Annotated in this window: 15 protein-coding genes and 1 riboswitch; of the genes, 2 read left to right on the top strand and 13 right to left on the bottom strand. The window is 34.1% G+C overall.

The features are described 5' to 3' along the window. Positions 1–3 precede the first annotated feature (3 nt). Genes BED47_RS19140 through BED47_RS19160 form a run of 5 tightly spaced genes read right to left on the bottom strand, consistent with a single transcriptional unit; the run spans position 4 to position 4,435 of the window. On the bottom strand, positions 4–780 hold the full coding sequence (locus tag BED47_RS19140; protein ID WP_025671249.1) for an enoyl-CoA hydratase-related protein: 777 nt from the start codon (positions 778–780) through the stop codon (positions 4–6). Beyond that, positions 781–1,692, bottom strand: coding sequence for a hydroxymethylglutaryl-CoA lyase (locus BED47_RS19145; RefSeq protein WP_069034950.1), 912 nt, complete (start codon positions 1,690–1,692; stop codon positions 781–783). It lies immediately after the preceding gene. Positions 1,693–1,704: 12 nt separating this feature from the next. Next, on the bottom strand, positions 1,705–1,926 hold the full coding sequence (locus tag BED47_RS19150; protein ID WP_025568303.1) for an acetyl-CoA carboxylase biotin carboxyl carrier protein subunit: 222 nt from the start codon (positions 1,924–1,926) through the stop codon (positions 1,705–1,707). Between the two features lie 11 nt (positions 1,927–1,937). After that, the gene (locus tag BED47_RS19155; protein WP_069034951.1) at positions 1,938–3,278 is read right to left on the bottom strand and encodes an acetyl-CoA carboxylase biotin carboxylase subunit; all 1,341 of its coding nucleotides are present in this window, start codon (positions 3,276–3,278) and stop codon (positions 1,938–1,940) included. Positions 3,279–3,289: 11 nt separating this feature from the next. Further along, positions 3,290–4,435 carry an acyl-CoA dehydrogenase family protein gene (locus BED47_RS19160; protein WP_025568305.1) on the bottom strand — a complete coding sequence of 382 codons (1,146 nt, stop codon included), beginning with the start codon at positions 4,433–4,435 and terminating at the stop codon, positions 3,290–3,292. Positions 4,436–5,258: 823 nt separating this feature from the next. Here BED47_RS19160 and BED47_RS19165 point away from each other — a divergent pair. Then, a complete protein-coding gene (locus tag BED47_RS19165) occupies positions 5,259–5,999 on the top strand; it encodes a YiiX/YebB-like N1pC/P60 family cysteine hydrolase (protein WP_025568306.1) in 741 nt (246 codons plus the stop codon). Positions 6,000–6,096: 97 nt separating this feature from the next. Further along, a complete protein-coding gene (locus BED47_RS19170) occupies positions 6,097–7,293 on the top strand; it encodes a hypothetical protein (RefSeq protein ID WP_025568307.1) in 1,197 nt (398 codons plus the stop codon). A gap of 82 nt (positions 7,294–7,375) precedes the next feature. On the opposite strand, the gene BED47_RS19175 is transcribed toward BED47_RS19170, so the two are convergent. The 8 genes from BED47_RS19175 to BED47_RS19210 all read right to left on the bottom strand — a co-directional run bounded on the left by BED47_RS19175 (position 7,376) and on the right by BED47_RS19210 (position 13,421). Further along, the gene (locus BED47_RS19175; RefSeq protein WP_025568308.1) at positions 7,376–7,966 is read right to left on the bottom strand and encodes a TetR/AcrR family transcriptional regulator; all 591 of its coding nucleotides are present in this window, start codon (positions 7,964–7,966) and stop codon (positions 7,376–7,378) included. 26 nt (positions 7,967–7,992) lie between these two features. Continuing rightward, positions 7,993–8,499, bottom strand: a complete 507-nt coding sequence (locus BED47_RS19180; protein ID WP_069034952.1) for a GNAT family N-acetyltransferase — start codon at positions 8,497–8,499, stop codon at positions 7,993–7,995. Positions 8,500–8,522: 23 nt separating this feature from the next. After that, the gene (locus BED47_RS19185) at positions 8,523–9,137 is read right to left on the bottom strand and encodes a VC0807 family protein (RefSeq protein ID WP_025568310.1); all 615 of its coding nucleotides are present in this window, start codon (positions 9,135–9,137) and stop codon (positions 8,523–8,525) included. Positions 9,138–9,457: 320 nt separating this feature from the next. Further along, positions 9,458–10,093 carry a thiamine phosphate synthase gene (thiE, locus tag BED47_RS19190; protein ID WP_069034953.1) on the bottom strand — a complete coding sequence of 212 codons (636 nt, stop codon included), beginning with the start codon at positions 10,091–10,093 and terminating at the stop codon, positions 9,458–9,460. Beyond that, positions 10,084–10,896 (bottom strand): hydroxyethylthiazole kinase, encoded by an 813-nt coding sequence (thiM, locus tag BED47_RS19195; RefSeq protein WP_069034954.1) that lies wholly within the window; start codon positions 10,894–10,896, stop codon positions 10,084–10,086. The genes thiE and thiM overlap by 10 nt, the downstream gene beginning before the upstream one ends. Further along, positions 10,880–12,118: a putative hydroxymethylpyrimidine transporter CytX gene (cytX, locus tag BED47_RS19200; RefSeq protein ID WP_084006989.1), complete on the bottom strand. Its 1,239-nt coding sequence runs from the start codon at positions 12,116–12,118 to the stop codon at positions 10,880–10,882. The genes thiM and cytX overlap by 17 nt, the downstream gene beginning before the upstream one ends. Further along, positions 12,111–12,917: a bifunctional hydroxymethylpyrimidine kinase/phosphomethylpyrimidine kinase gene (thiD, locus tag BED47_RS19205; RefSeq protein WP_069034956.1), complete on the bottom strand. Its 807-nt coding sequence runs from the start codon at positions 12,915–12,917 to the stop codon at positions 12,111–12,113. The genes cytX and thiD overlap by 8 nt, the downstream gene beginning before the upstream one ends. 135 nt (positions 12,918–13,052) lie before the next feature. Beyond that, positions 13,053–13,163: riboswitch (TPP riboswitch) on the bottom strand. Between the two features lie 105 nt (positions 13,164–13,268). Beyond that, positions 13,269–13,421: a FeoB-associated Cys-rich membrane protein gene (locus tag BED47_RS19210; RefSeq protein ID WP_025568315.1), complete on the bottom strand. Its 153-nt coding sequence runs from the start codon at positions 13,419–13,421 to the stop codon at positions 13,269–13,271. Between the last annotated feature and the right edge of the window lie 4 nt (positions 13,422–13,425).

A 13,425-nucleotide genomic window follows, 5' to 3' on the forward strand; every position in this document is an offset into this window, starting at 1 on the left:
CAATTACTCTCCTTTATATTGCGGCTTACGCTTTTCTTGAAATGCTACTAAACCTTCCATACGGTCGTTTGTATGCAGTAAAGTTTCATATTCATAAGTTTCTAATCTTAGTCCTAAATCTAATGGAAGATCGAAACCGCGTTGAATTGCCTTTTTTGCTGCACGGATTGCAAGAGGACCTTTACTTGCGATTGTTTCGCATATTTCAAGCGCCTTATTTTGTAATTCATCTATTTCAACAACATGTTCTAGAATGCCGTAGCCTTCAGCCTCATGTGCATTTAAACGTTTGCCAGTAAAGATTAGTTCTTTCGCTCTCCCAAGTCCAATTAAACGTGGAAGTCTTTGTGTACCACCAGCACCCGGAATAATCGCTAAAGATGTCTCCGGTAAACCGACAATTGCTTCTTTATGAGCAATTCTTAAATCACACGCTAAAGCAAGTTCAAGTCCTCCACCTAGGGCAACTCCATTGATTGCTGCTATTGTTGGCATAGGTAATCTTTCCACTTTTTCAAAAAGTGTCCCGATTTTTTCTACAGTTTCTCGAGCCTCACTCTCAGTCATGCCTCTTCTTTCTTTTAAATCAGCACCACTGCAGAAGTAAGATGATCCACTACCAGTAAATATGACAGCACGCACAGAAGATTTCTTTAACTCATCCATTTGTCCATGAAGAGCATCTAGTAACTCACGTGATAATGAATTAGCTGCATTTGTACGATTTAAAGTAAGAATTCTAATATGACCGATATCACTTACTAATAAACTTGATTCCATTTAAATACTCTCCTTTGAACCATTCCATACGGAAAATAGCTTACTAACTGGTTTTAAGTTCATTTGTTCAGAGATATATGAAGTAGCTTGATGAAGTTTCTTTTCATCCACATTAGTTGTAATACCTAAATTATGAAGTAATGAAACAACATCTTCCGTAGCTACATTACCACTAGCTCCTGGTGCATATGGACAACCACCTAGTCCACCATTTGATGAATCAAATTTTTCAATTCCAAATAGTAAAGAAGTATATAGGTTTGCAATAGCACGACCATATGTATCATGGAAATGCATTGCAATTCGATTAACTGGTACTTCTTTAACTAGATTTTCTAAAAATTGATTTACCTGAAGCGGATTAGCAATTCCAATTGTATCGCCTAAGGAAATTTCATCTACTCCACAATCTAGTAATTGGTTTGCCAGATTGATCACCTTCATTTGGTCTACAGCACCCTCATATGGGCAACCAAATACAGTTGAAATATATGCTCTAGTAGTCTTTTTATTATTTTTACATTCTGTAATCATTGAGCGAATATCGCTCATTGAATGCTCGGTACTCGCGTTTTTATTTTTTAAATTATGTGTTTCGCTAGCAGAAACAAAAAAATTAATTTCATCTGCATCTACTTCAAATGCACTCATTAACCCTCTTTTATTAGGAACAAGAGCTGCATAAGTAACCCCATCTTTTTTCTTAAGTCTCGTAAATAGATCTACCGAGTCACTTAATTGAGGAATCCAGTCTGGTCTCACAAACGATGAAACTTCTATATAAGACAAACCACTCTCTACTAATAAATTGATCCACTCAAGCTTCTTTTCAGTGGAAACAAACTGTTTTTCATTTTGCAAACCATCACGTGGACCTACTTCTCTTATAAAAGCCGATTGAGGTAGCTTCATCACTAATAACTCCTAACCTAGTTTTTCAACTTGAATTAAAGAGTCGCCCTCGTTTACAAAATCGCCTTCGTTAACGAACACATTTACGACTTTACATTTATAAGGAGCAGCATGCGGAATTTCCATTTTCATAGATTCTAAGATTACATAATCTTGATCACTACTAATTTCGTCTCCTACAGATACAAGACATTTCCATACGCTTCCAGCCATCATTGCAGTTAAGTTTTCCATTTTTAATTACCTCATTTCACTTTTTGATATTCGCTAATAAAACTTGTTGTATAGTCGCCTTCTTGGAATGCATTCGTTGAAAGAATATCAATCAAAAACGGCAGATTTGTTTTAATACCTTCAATTTCTACCTTTTTAAGATAATTGTGCAGTTGAACTACTGCTTCTTTTCTTGTATTAGCCGTAACAATTACTTTCGCTAATAGTGGATCATAAAATGGTGATACAACCCATCCATCATAAAGATGTGTATCAATACGTACACCAATCTCCTCTGGGAAGTTACAGTGATGAACTGTTCCTGGCGATGGGAAGAAAGTTTTAGGATCCTCAGCATACACTCTTACTTCGATAGAGTGACCATTCATTTCTACATGAGTTGGGCGAATTGGAAGTGTTTCACCAAATGTGATACGGAACTGCCATTCAACTAGATCAATTCCTGTAATTCCTTCTGTTACACCGTGCTCAACTTGTAATCTAGTATTCATTTCTAAGAAGTAAATATTTTCTTTTTCATCAACTAAAAATTCAATTGTTCCCACGTTTACATATTTCATTTGATTAGCAATTGTGAGGGCATATTCTTCAAGTTTCTTTCTACCTTGTGGAGAAAGGAATGGTGATGGTGCTTCCTCAACAACTTTTTGGTTTCTTCTTTGAATTGAACAATCTCTTTCAAATAAGAAAACAGCGTTGCCATGAGTATCAGCAGCGATTTGTGCTTCAATATGTCTCGGTTTAATAATCGCTTTTTCAATGAATACATCATCATTTGCAAAAAATTGGAGAGCTCTCGTTTGTGTTGTTAAAAATTCTTTTTCTAGCTGTGCTTCGTTTTCGATTAACTTCATACCAATTCCGCCGCCACCACTAGAAGCTTTTAACATAACAGGATAGCCAATTTGTTCTGCTATTTCTCTTGCTTCTTCAACTGATTGAATTGGGTGAGAATTTCCTTTAATTAATGGAATGTTTAATTGTTCCATTATTTGTCTAGCTCTAATTTTTTCGCCCATCATCTCTAGATGCTCTGGCTTAGGACCAACAAATAAAATGCCCGCTTCTTTACATTTTCTAGCAAAATCACTATTTTCTGATAAGAAGCCATATCCTGCATGAATGGCTGTTACATTATTTTCTTTTGCAATTTTTATAATTAAATCAGCGTTTAAATACGTATCTTTTGTATGATTCCCTTTTAAAGAAAAAGCTTCATCACTTAACTTAACATGCAAACTTTCTTTATCAGCATCTGAGTAAACTGCCACAGTTTGATAACGAAGCTTTTTACATGTTTCGATAATTCTACATGCGATTTCCCCGCGGTTTGCAATAAGTATTTTGATCATATTCTCTCTCCTTATCGGCATCCTAATTGACGTGCAATTACCATACGTTGAATTTCTGATGTACCTTCACCAATTTCAAGTAACTTAGCATCACGCACTAAACGTTCAATGCCATACTCTTTCATGTAGCCATATCCACCATGAATTTGTAATGATTCATTCGCAATTTTGGAAGCGATTTCAGATGCGTATAACTTAGCGAATGCCGCTTCTTTCGTAAACGGTTTTCCATTGTCTTTTAACCATGCAGCTTTGTGTACCATATTTCTTGCTAACTCAATTCCCATAGCCATATCAGCTAATTTAAATTGAATAGCTTGGAAACTAGATAAAGGTTGTTTAAATTGTTTACGTTCTTTTGCATATACTAATGCTTTATCAAAAGCCTTTTGTGCAATTCCTACAGCAAGTGCTGCAATTGAAATTCTACCACCATCTAATGTATATAAGAATTGGCCAAAACCTTTATCAGGATTGCCAAGAATATTATCTTTTGGAACACGTACGCCATCTAATACAATTTGTGTCGTATTAGAAGCACGAACACCCATCTTGTCGTAAGGATCTGTAATTGTTAATCCTTCTGAATCAGTTGGTACGATAAACGCACAAATATTTTTCTTTCCTTTTTCATCAATAGAAGTATAAGCAGTTACGATAATTGTGTTAGAATACTGAGCATTTGTAATCCAGCATTTTTCACCAGTAATCACATACTCATCACCGTCTAATACTGCTTTTGTTTGTGTCCCACCAGCATCAGAACCCGCATTTGGCTCAGTTAAACCGAAAGCTCCAAGCGTTTTTCCTTGTGCCATTGGAACTAAGTATTTTTGCTTTTGTTCCTCTGTACCAAAATAGTAAATTGGAGAAGCACCTAATGAACAAGTTGCAGCAAAACTTAAACCTGTTCCTCCACATGCACGTCCTATTTCCTCTACAGCTAACGCATAACTAATTGTATCGCCACCGCTACCGCCATACTCTTCAGGGAACGGAATTCCTAATAAACCTAATTCACCCATTTTTTTGAACGTTTCAATTGGGAATTTGCTATCACGATCAAGTTCCTCTGCAAAAGGCTCAATTTCCTTCGCTGCGAAATCTCGTACCATTTCTTGAATCATTTGCTGTTCTTTAGATAATAAAAAATCCATGTGTTAGTCACTCTCCTTTTAATATTTAGGTACGTTTTAAAAAACGTAAGAATGTCTCCAACTGCAGCACATAGCAGTGGAGTCTCATATTTCGTGTATAAGAAATAAATATTTTAGTCTTACAATTGATAATATTCGATATTTTCTACCATTTTCCTTTAATCTATGTTCGACAAATTGAGACAAGAAAGGAAATGTTAGGAAAAGTGGGAGGATCGTGGGGATGTAGTCTGAATTTCTATTGAATGGTGAGTTGCAGATATGTCTTAGAGGGGGTGCAATTAAGCTGTTCTTAGTGCAAATAAGTCTCAGAGGAGTGCAATTAAGCTGTTCATCAGTGCAAATAAAAGGCGAGCTACAAATAAAAATGGCAATACTGCAATTAAAATAACGATATCTGCAATTAAAATCATCAAAACTACAATTAAAATCATCAAAACTACAATTAAATTCGTTAAAAATGCAATTAAGATGAAAAGTTACCCATACCAGTTAAGGTATTACACACTAAAAATGGCACAACTGTTGATTTTTCAAATGGAAAAATAGCAAGTTGCTCTAATATTGTTTAAATCAATTAAAAAAACTGATACGAATCTATTAAAAACGGTTTATTTTTACTATAAATGAAAAGTATCTTTCATTTACTACTACTTTTTAACCAATTCTTAATACATAATAGCGAAAATTAAAAATGGTAAAATATTACTTTATTAGAATAAAATGGTAGTTTTATTAAAAAATACTAATTATAATAGAAAATGTTCTTAATGAGAATGACTCCTTGTTCTTAATTAAGAAACAACATCTACGAGGTGATAGAATGAAAATGAAGAATGTTTTAGGAATTTCAATTGGAGCGTTACTAGCTTTAGGTGTTCAAAATCCTACTTTTGCAGCAGCAATAAAACTTTCAAAAACAGATGCTTTAGTTTCAGAAGTTTCTAAATTTGAAAAAGGCTTAACTACTACTCAAATTTTGAAAGATGCAAAAGAGGTTGCTAGAACTCAACATATGTCAGTAGACGATGTACTAGCACAAATGAAAAAAGAATTATCCGCTGATAAAGCAAAAGCTAGTAAGGAGCGATCAAATGTTATTAAACCACTAGGAGGTTCCGGTGGTACGGTTATAATTGGCTCAAGTACTAAAGGAAATTTCTATTATACAGATTCACAAACGGCATACTTAAATCATGGTCATGTTGGAATGTACTATACAACTACTACAATTGTAGAGTCTATTCCAGACAAAGGAGTACGTACGATTTCATCTAGTTCTAGAAAGGTAGATACAGGAGCTGTTATTAAGTCAGTTAATACTACACAGGCTAAAAGAGATGCTGCAGCTAACTGGGCATACGGTGAATTAGGAGAAGATTATTCTTACAATTTTGCTACAAACCGTCAAACAAGCACTAGTGGAGCAAAAAACTGCTCTAAATTAGTTTGGTCTGCTTTTAAAGAAAAAGCAGGTTTAGACCTTGACGTAGATAAAGGACTTGGAGTATATCCGAGAGATGTACGTGATGCAAAGGATACTACTAAAGTTAAAACATTATAAGATATTATACATAGGATAAAAAGGTGTAAGTATGGGAATAGCGAATATTTAACATATTCGCTATTCCCATTTATTACTAATATCTGTTGGAGGAATTATGAAATTAAAAATTATACTATCAACCCTAATAGTGGCACTCATTTTAAGTGGAGGATATAGTTTTTATGTGTACGCATGGGACCCAAGTGAAAAGGTTTCAGTAAAAGAAGATGAAATGACAAATATTGATTTCTTAAAAGATAAACGAGCTGTAATTTACTTTTCAACTACTGCTGATCAAGATTCAAATGATGATGGTATGAGTTATGCGATGTTCGTTGATGAGAAAGGGCAAGCGAACAGTATTAAAATGGAAGGTTTAGAGTTAGGGAATATCACTAAAAGTACGAATCAAGTCTTTATAGAGGATAAAAATCGAATACAACTTTTAGGTGGGAAGTATGAGGATTTTCATTTAAAGAAAAGTCAGTATACGGGAGAGCGCTCCGGTTATTTACCAGGTAAAGATTTATTCTTTAGCATTTATAATACGGGATTTAATAAAAAAGGCGGATATGATTCTGATGTTCGCTATGGAAATGAAAATGGATTTAAAACAGGTACCATACCTAATTACCTTGTGTCTTCTGGCGTTGTAGGAGACAATGTATACGTTTTGGCGAACGATCAAACTAAGCCAAAAGTGTTTGTGTTAAAAGAAGTAATCCTCGATAATAAATTTGATGTAAAGGATCTAGCTAAGATTGAAACTCCTAATGAAGTAGCTGCAGAATCGGAAGTGTTAGCTGATCAAAATTATTTTTATTTTATTATGGGCGCTACAACAGATGACCATAATAAAGACGACCTTTTAATAAGGGTACATAAACAAACAAAAAAACAAGATATCTTTCCACTTGTACATTATGCGGGAGTGGACGACATAATTGAAACGATCGTATTTAATGTTAGGCAATCTGCATACCTCTACAAGGATGAGTTATATTTCGTTGATGGTCTAGGTGATGTTTATACATTTAATACAAAAACAGAACAAATTCAAAAAAAATTCTCATTTGTTGATGCTGATAAAACTAAAGTTGGTTATAACGAGCAAGTTTACTTCCAAGATGATCATGTTTATTATTTTAGATTTAATCCAAAAAGCGAAAAGTACACAATAGATGTATACAGTCTTCTAACAGGGAAACAAGAATCCCAACAAGAAATCACTGGTATAAAAGAGGTTATGAACCAAGTGCAAAAGAGAGGAAAATCTATTTACTCCTATGGTTTCATGATGTTAAGTAAATAATGAAAAACAAAAGGGCCTACGTTGGTCCCTTTTTTAATTCTAGCTTAAACCCAATAATTTAGGACACTATTTACATTATTGGCTACTGCAAAGAACGGAACATAACTTGATATATATCCCCCATATTTAAATTAGAACTGTCCTTATTTACAGTACTTTGAACACGCAAACCATACATAAATGTCAGAAATATAGAAGCCATTTTTTCTGCATTAACTACTAAAGGAATTGCACCTTCCTCTTGCCCTACTTCGATCCATTTTGTTGATATCGCTAAACTATGTGAATATACATCTTTTAAGATTTCTTCAACCTTCTGATTATCCATGCGACCTAGTAAGTAAATGAAAATTTTATTCGTTACATCATGCTCTGTCGAATGTTTCGCTACGCCGTTTGCAATTACATTGAGTGGGTCATTAATCCCTACTGTTTCTTCTTTCGAAACGATTTCAAAAAACTTTGTATTTATTTGTTCAGTGCGGGCTTTCAATATCAATCCAAACAGTTCATCTTTTCCAGTAACATAATGATAAATGGCCCCTTTAGAAAGTCCTGTTCGACCAATAATATCTTGCATCGTTGTTTGTCTACAGCCCTTTTCCTCGATGAGCTGTTCTGTAGCTGATAATATCAATTGAAAACTTGAATTTAGCTGTGGATTTTCTTTCATGTTTACCTCCTGTGGTAAATCCATTGTTATCTATTTAATTGCTTTTCCATACAGTAGTATGGGTATTTTCGTAAAGGAAATTCGATTTCTCCCTTTTTGACGTAACCATATTTGGTATACATCCCTACTGCCCCTTCATTAGCAGAATAAACATCTAATCTAATGCTTGTATAGCCTCTTTGTATTGCCAAATGTTCCACATAATTTAATAGTAATTTTCCAATTCCTCTTCCTTGGTAATGGGGACTTACAGCAAGTCTGTGTATACAGACAGGGTTTCCATTTTTGTCATTCCAATCTATTTGTTTATACTTTTCACTCTGGTTTTCGTCGAGTACTACAGCTCCAATAATGACGTGATTTTCTACTATACCGTATAAATTATGATTACTTAAATCACTTTGAATAACGAAAACATTCGGATAAAGTAAATTCCACTGATCATTATTCATACTAAGCAAATGCTTCGTGACAGTTTTATAAAGGCTTAAGACACTTTTTTGATGTGCCTTTTGAATAGGAATAATTTCCATCTCTACTGCACTCCTTTTATAGATTACTTTGTTAACTGTGATTTAATTTCTTGAAGCCTTGTTGCTGACTTTCTTCGATAAATAATAGTCCATAAAATTGCAGCACCAATAAATCCATAAAGAACATAATTTGAGAAAAATAGATATCTTTCAGTTGATAGATTATAAACCATAATTACCCGAACGATTGCTTCTGCTAGTAGCATAATTCCCCAGACAAAAGTCATTAATCGCATAACAAAACGAAAATATCTTATACTCCAGTTTTCTGCGAAACGATTGTTTTGAATAAATCGCATTCCTAAGTAGAATATTAAAGGGCGTTTAAATAAGAGCGAAACTAAAAAGATTATTCCGACTGAAGCAGTTATTAATGATTCTCTTACAAGTAAAATCTTTTCACTACCACCTAGGAAAACTAATAAAAGTGTCAGAACAATGGTAAAAAGCATTAATCCACCAAAAACATCAAGTTTCTTATACTTCCACAGATGAACTGCATTATCTACTAATGGAAGTAGCATTGCGATCGAGAGAGCTAAAAGACTGCTCATATAGTCTGATAACACTACATAAATAACCCAAGGTAAAATACCGTTAATTACTAATGTGAAAATGACATACATACTTTTAGACATATAATCATCCCTTTGATTTATTTTTTAAATAGAGAGTTTGTTTGAGTGAGATTAGAGGAGTGACAAATATAAAGGTGACAAATACCTACGTAATAGCAAACTTCGATACCTCCATTCTAAATGAGCTATCTGAATTTAAAGACCGACTGACGGTTTGTGTTTCTATAAAATTATATTATGTACCGACTGTCGGTATGTTAATGAAAATAAGTCTTTTTTTGAAAATAGGCTATGGACACATTTAATTTTTATAAATATGGATAAATAAAAAGGGCGCCTATCCATCAAATAACGATGTAATAGACAACCCCAGTAATTTATTATTTATTAACCAGCATACTCAAATGTTCAGCCGCCGATCTAATATCTTCTTTCCCTAAAATTGCAGAAACAATTGCAACACCATCAATATTTGTTTCCATTAATTCTGAAACATTTTTTTCATTAATACCGCCGATCCCCACGATTGGAATTTTTACTGCCTCACGTATTCTTCGCAACTCATCTGGCGCTAAATATTTTGCATCTAGTTTTGTACTCGTCGGATACACTGAACCAATTCCAACATAATCCGCACCTTGTTCCTGTGCAATCATTGCTTCTTCTAATGTTGATGCAGATACACCAATAATCATATCTTCTCCAACAATCTTTCTAGCCACAGTTAAAGGTAAGTCTTCTTGACCGATATGCAATCCATCAGCCTTTATCGCCAAAGCGATATCTAAACGGTCATTAATAATCAATGGTACATTATATTTTGAAGTTACTTCTTTTACTTGCATAGCGATTTTGTAAAAATCTAGACTACTACAATTTTTTTCTCTTATTTGTACGATTGTTGTTCCACCTTTAATTGCTTCCTCAACAGATTGAACTAAATCCCTTGATCCTAATACATCTCGATCCGTTACTAAATAAAGCTTATAATCTATTTTACTTTTTGTTATAGCCATTCGATTTTTCCTCCTGTTAGAAGTGTATCAACAGAAGCTTTAGATACCTCATCAAATAAGTTTACTTTAAATGTACCGATTCCTTGCCCTTCAGTTAGTCGAGCTTTAGCGAGCTCTCCACATAGTCCCATTGTAGTAATTCCTGAAACTGCAGCAAGGAAATAATCATTCGTTGCACCAGCATAAGTTCCGATTAATGATGTACTCATACATCCAGTTCCAGTTACATCAGCTAGCATTTTATCTCCATTTGAAATGGTACATACTCGGTCTTGTTCTGCAATAATATCTACCGCACCTGTAATTGCAACTACTGAGCCTAATTTCGCTGAAAGAGATTTTGCTATTTCAACACCGTCTTCTTCACCAGCTACAGAATCAACACCTTTAATTTGTACATTTAAGCCAGCAATCATTTTAATTTCTGACATATTTCCACGAACTACGGCAAAACGTACTTCTTTCAATAATTTAGCAGTCGTTTCTGTACGTAGAGTTGTTGCCCCTACTCCAACGGGATCTAATATAACTGGTACGCCTAATTGATTAGCTTTTTTACCAGCTTTAATCATTGATTGAATTGTTCTTTCATTTAATGTTCCAATATTAATAACAAGAGCTGATGCAAAAGATACCATTTCTTCTACTTCGGCTAAATCATCTGCCATAACTGGTGATCCACCTAGAGCTAACACCATATTTGCACAGTCATTTACAGTTACATAATTTGTAATGTGGTGAACTAAAGGCTTTTTCTCTTTTACGCTTTCAAGAATTTGACTCATTTCATTCATAGTTAACATTTTTTTCTCCCCCGATTTGCTTTCGAACAAGCTTATTAATAACAAATTGAACAACAATATAAATGACACAAATTAAAATCATACTTGGAACAGTAGCTCCAAGGAAGAAGTCTAATTGTACGAACTTACGATAAATAAAAACGCCTAAAATCCATGTAATAAATGCGATCCAATCAATCTTCAACGATTTACTTATACTTGTTCTTTTTAGAATAAAATAGTCCGTTAATAAAATTGCATATAACGGCGCAAAAAATGAACCAATTGTATATAAAAATCCTTCATACTTCTCAATAGGGAAAATAACGGCCAATAACGTTCCAATAGCTGTAACGATAAGGGCAATATGTTTTCCATTTAGCTTTGGAAAAATGGTTGTAACTGATATTCCTGCAGAGTAAGCATCCATGAAAGTCGTTGTAACAGTCGCTAAGACGACAATACCAACTGCAAATAATCCTAGATTTGCACTCATTAAAACAGCAACCGGGTCTACTTGATTAAATGCTAATGCTGCGCCAAGCCCAATAATATACATCCAAGAGCTACCAAACATATAGCCTATAAAACTACCGATTGCACCATCCTTTGTTGTCTTTGCAAATCGAGTATAATCACTAATTAATGGAATCCACGATAATGGCATAATCACTGATAATTCAACGGCTTCACCAAAAGATAATCCAGAAGTGCTTGGTTGTGTTAAGATTTTATCGCTTTTAAAAATGACAAAACAAAGTACAATTGTTAAAACAAACAATAAACAAACAGCTAAACTATTTAGTTTTTTTGAAGCATTTTGTCCAAAGTACAACCAGATTGCTATTAATACTCCAATTACTAAACACCAAACCCATAGGTGGTCAAACCCGTAATCCTTTATTGTAACTAAATTGATTGAGCGAGCTCCTGTTAAAATCATAATTGCTGTCCAGCCTAGTAACTGTAAAACATTTAAAATCGAAAACAAATAGCTACCATAATTACCAAATGAAATTTTTGTAGATTCCATGGCCGATAATCTTTGCTGAGAACCAATGACCCCACCTAAGATAAGTAATAATGTTCCAAGTAAATGCCCTACTAAAATGGCGGTCAAACCTTTCTTAAAACCTAGTGGTGCTACTAGGGCACCCGTCATAATTTCTGCTACAGAAACTGCCGCACCAAACCATAATGTTGTAAAGTTCCACTTCGTCATTTTTGCATTTGGATTAGACATGTTGTACTCCTGCCTTTTCATACAACGAGTAGAAATGATGTACAGGACCTACCCCTTTTCCAATCGAAAAAGAATGTTGGATTGCTAATGTTATATAGTTTTTTGCCTCTCTAATTGCCTCAATTAATTCAAGTTCATTTGCTAAATTAGATGTAATAGCTGAAGATAAAGTACAACCTGTACCGTGAGTATTAATTGTATTAATTCTAGCGCTATTAAAGCTTGTAAACTCCTCACCATTAAAACAAATATCAGTAGCTTCACCTTCTAGATGACCACCCTTTACAAGGACGTTTTTAGCACCTAATGAATGAATTTGAGTAGCAGCTTCCTTCATCTCTTCAATGGTTGTAATTTTTCTTCCAGTAATAACTTCTGCTTCAGGAAGATTTGGCGTAATAACCGTTGCTAACGGAATCAATTCTTTAATTAAAGCTTCCTTTGCATCAGGACTTAATAAGTCAAATCCGCTTTTTGAAACCATAACTGGATCAACCACGACTTGCTTTGGTTTATATTGCTTTAATTTCTCAGCAATGACTTTAATCGTCTCTATTTGAGATACCATTCCAATTTTTACAGCATCTACTTCAATATCAGTAAAAATTGCATCTAACTGACTAGCAATAATCTCTGGTGTCATATCTTGTACTGCAAACACTCCTTGCGTATTTTGAGCAGTTACTGCTGTAATTACACTCATTCCAAAAACACGATGAGCTGAAAATGTCTTTAAATCAGCTTGAATACCTGCACCACCACTTGAATCAGAGCCTGCTATCGTTAATACTTTCTTCAATTCTCTTCCCCCTATTTCATGAATAGAACTCTTTGATCTTACAGATAGAAGATGAAACTTGATTTTAAATACAAAAAAGCACAAATCCCATAAGGACTTGTGCTCGAACAAATCAATGTTATGAATACAAAATATGTATTCTACCGTTCACTTTCCTACGCTGGCATTATCCAGATCAGGTTAAAGGGTCAAAGACTTATGTGTCTTAATCTCAGCCGAACATTTACGGCACCCCTAGTACTATTCAATTATTAAAGTAAATTACTTTATCATCTTAATTAATCCTTCTACTTTATTCAAGTATTTAGACAGATTACTTTAAATTTTATCTTTTTAGTTTACGTTATACTTCTATTTTGAATAATTTGTATCACAATTTGAACTACAAGTTTTTGCGATTGAACAAGAACCACATTTACCTTTTTTTGTTTTCTTTATATATCGTAAAAGTGTCCAACCTGCATATCCAAAAATAAGAGCTCCTATTATAATATTGACAATCATAAGT

The sequence above is a fragment of the Gottfriedia luciferensis genome, assembly GCF_001712755.1.
In the GTDB taxonomy this organism is placed as follows: domain Bacteria; phylum Bacillota; class Bacilli; order Bacillales; family Bacillaceae_G; genus Gottfriedia; species Gottfriedia luciferensis_B.

Excerpts from the sequence above, each read along its gene's own strand:
- BED47_RS19140 (WP_025671249.1), bottom strand. The coding sequence starts at position 780 with ATGGAATCAAGTTTATTAGTAAGTGATATCGGTCATATTAGAATTCTT.
- BED47_RS19145 (WP_069034950.1), bottom strand. The coding sequence starts at position 1,692 with ATGAAGCTACCTCAATCGGCTTTTATAAGAGAAGTAGGTCCACGTGAT.
- BED47_RS19150 (WP_025568303.1), bottom strand. The coding sequence starts at position 1,926 with ATGGAAAACTTAACTGCAATGATGGCTGGAAGCGTATGGAAATGTCTT.
- BED47_RS19155 (WP_069034951.1), bottom strand. The coding sequence starts at position 3,278 with ATGATCAAAATACTTATTGCAAACCGCGGGGAAATCGCATGTAGAATT.
- BED47_RS19160 (WP_025568305.1), bottom strand. The coding sequence starts at position 4,435 with ATGGATTTTTTATTATCTAAAGAACAGCAAATGATTCAAGAAATGGTA.
- BED47_RS19165 (WP_025568306.1), top strand. The coding sequence starts at position 5,259 with ATGAAAATGAAGAATGTTTTAGGAATTTCAATTGGAGCGTTACTAGCT.
- BED47_RS19170 (WP_025568307.1), top strand. The coding sequence starts at position 6,097 with ATGAAATTAAAAATTATACTATCAACCCTAATAGTGGCACTCATTTTA.
- BED47_RS19175 (WP_025568308.1), bottom strand. The coding sequence starts at position 7,966 with ATGAAAGAAAATCCACAGCTAAATTCAAGTTTTCAATTGATATTATCA.
- BED47_RS19180 (WP_069034952.1), bottom strand. The coding sequence starts at position 8,499 with ATGGAAATTATTCCTATTCAAAAGGCACATCAAAAAAGTGTCTTAAGC.
- BED47_RS19185 (WP_025568310.1), bottom strand. The coding sequence starts at position 9,137 with ATGTCTAAAAGTATGTATGTCATTTTCACATTAGTAATTAACGGTATT.
- thiE (WP_069034953.1), bottom strand. The coding sequence starts at position 10,093 with ATGGCTATAACAAAAAGTAAAATAGATTATAAGCTTTATTTAGTAACG.
- thiM (WP_069034954.1), bottom strand. The coding sequence starts at position 10,896 with ATGTTAACTATGAATGAAATGAGTCAAATTCTTGAAAGCGTAAAAGAG.
- cytX (WP_084006989.1), bottom strand. The coding sequence starts at position 12,118 with ATGTCTAATCCAAATGCAAAAATGACGAAGTGGAACTTTACAACATTA.
- BED47_RS19210 (WP_025568315.1), bottom strand. The coding sequence starts at position 13,421 with ATGATTGTCAATATTATAATAGGAGCTCTTATTTTTGGATATGCAGGT.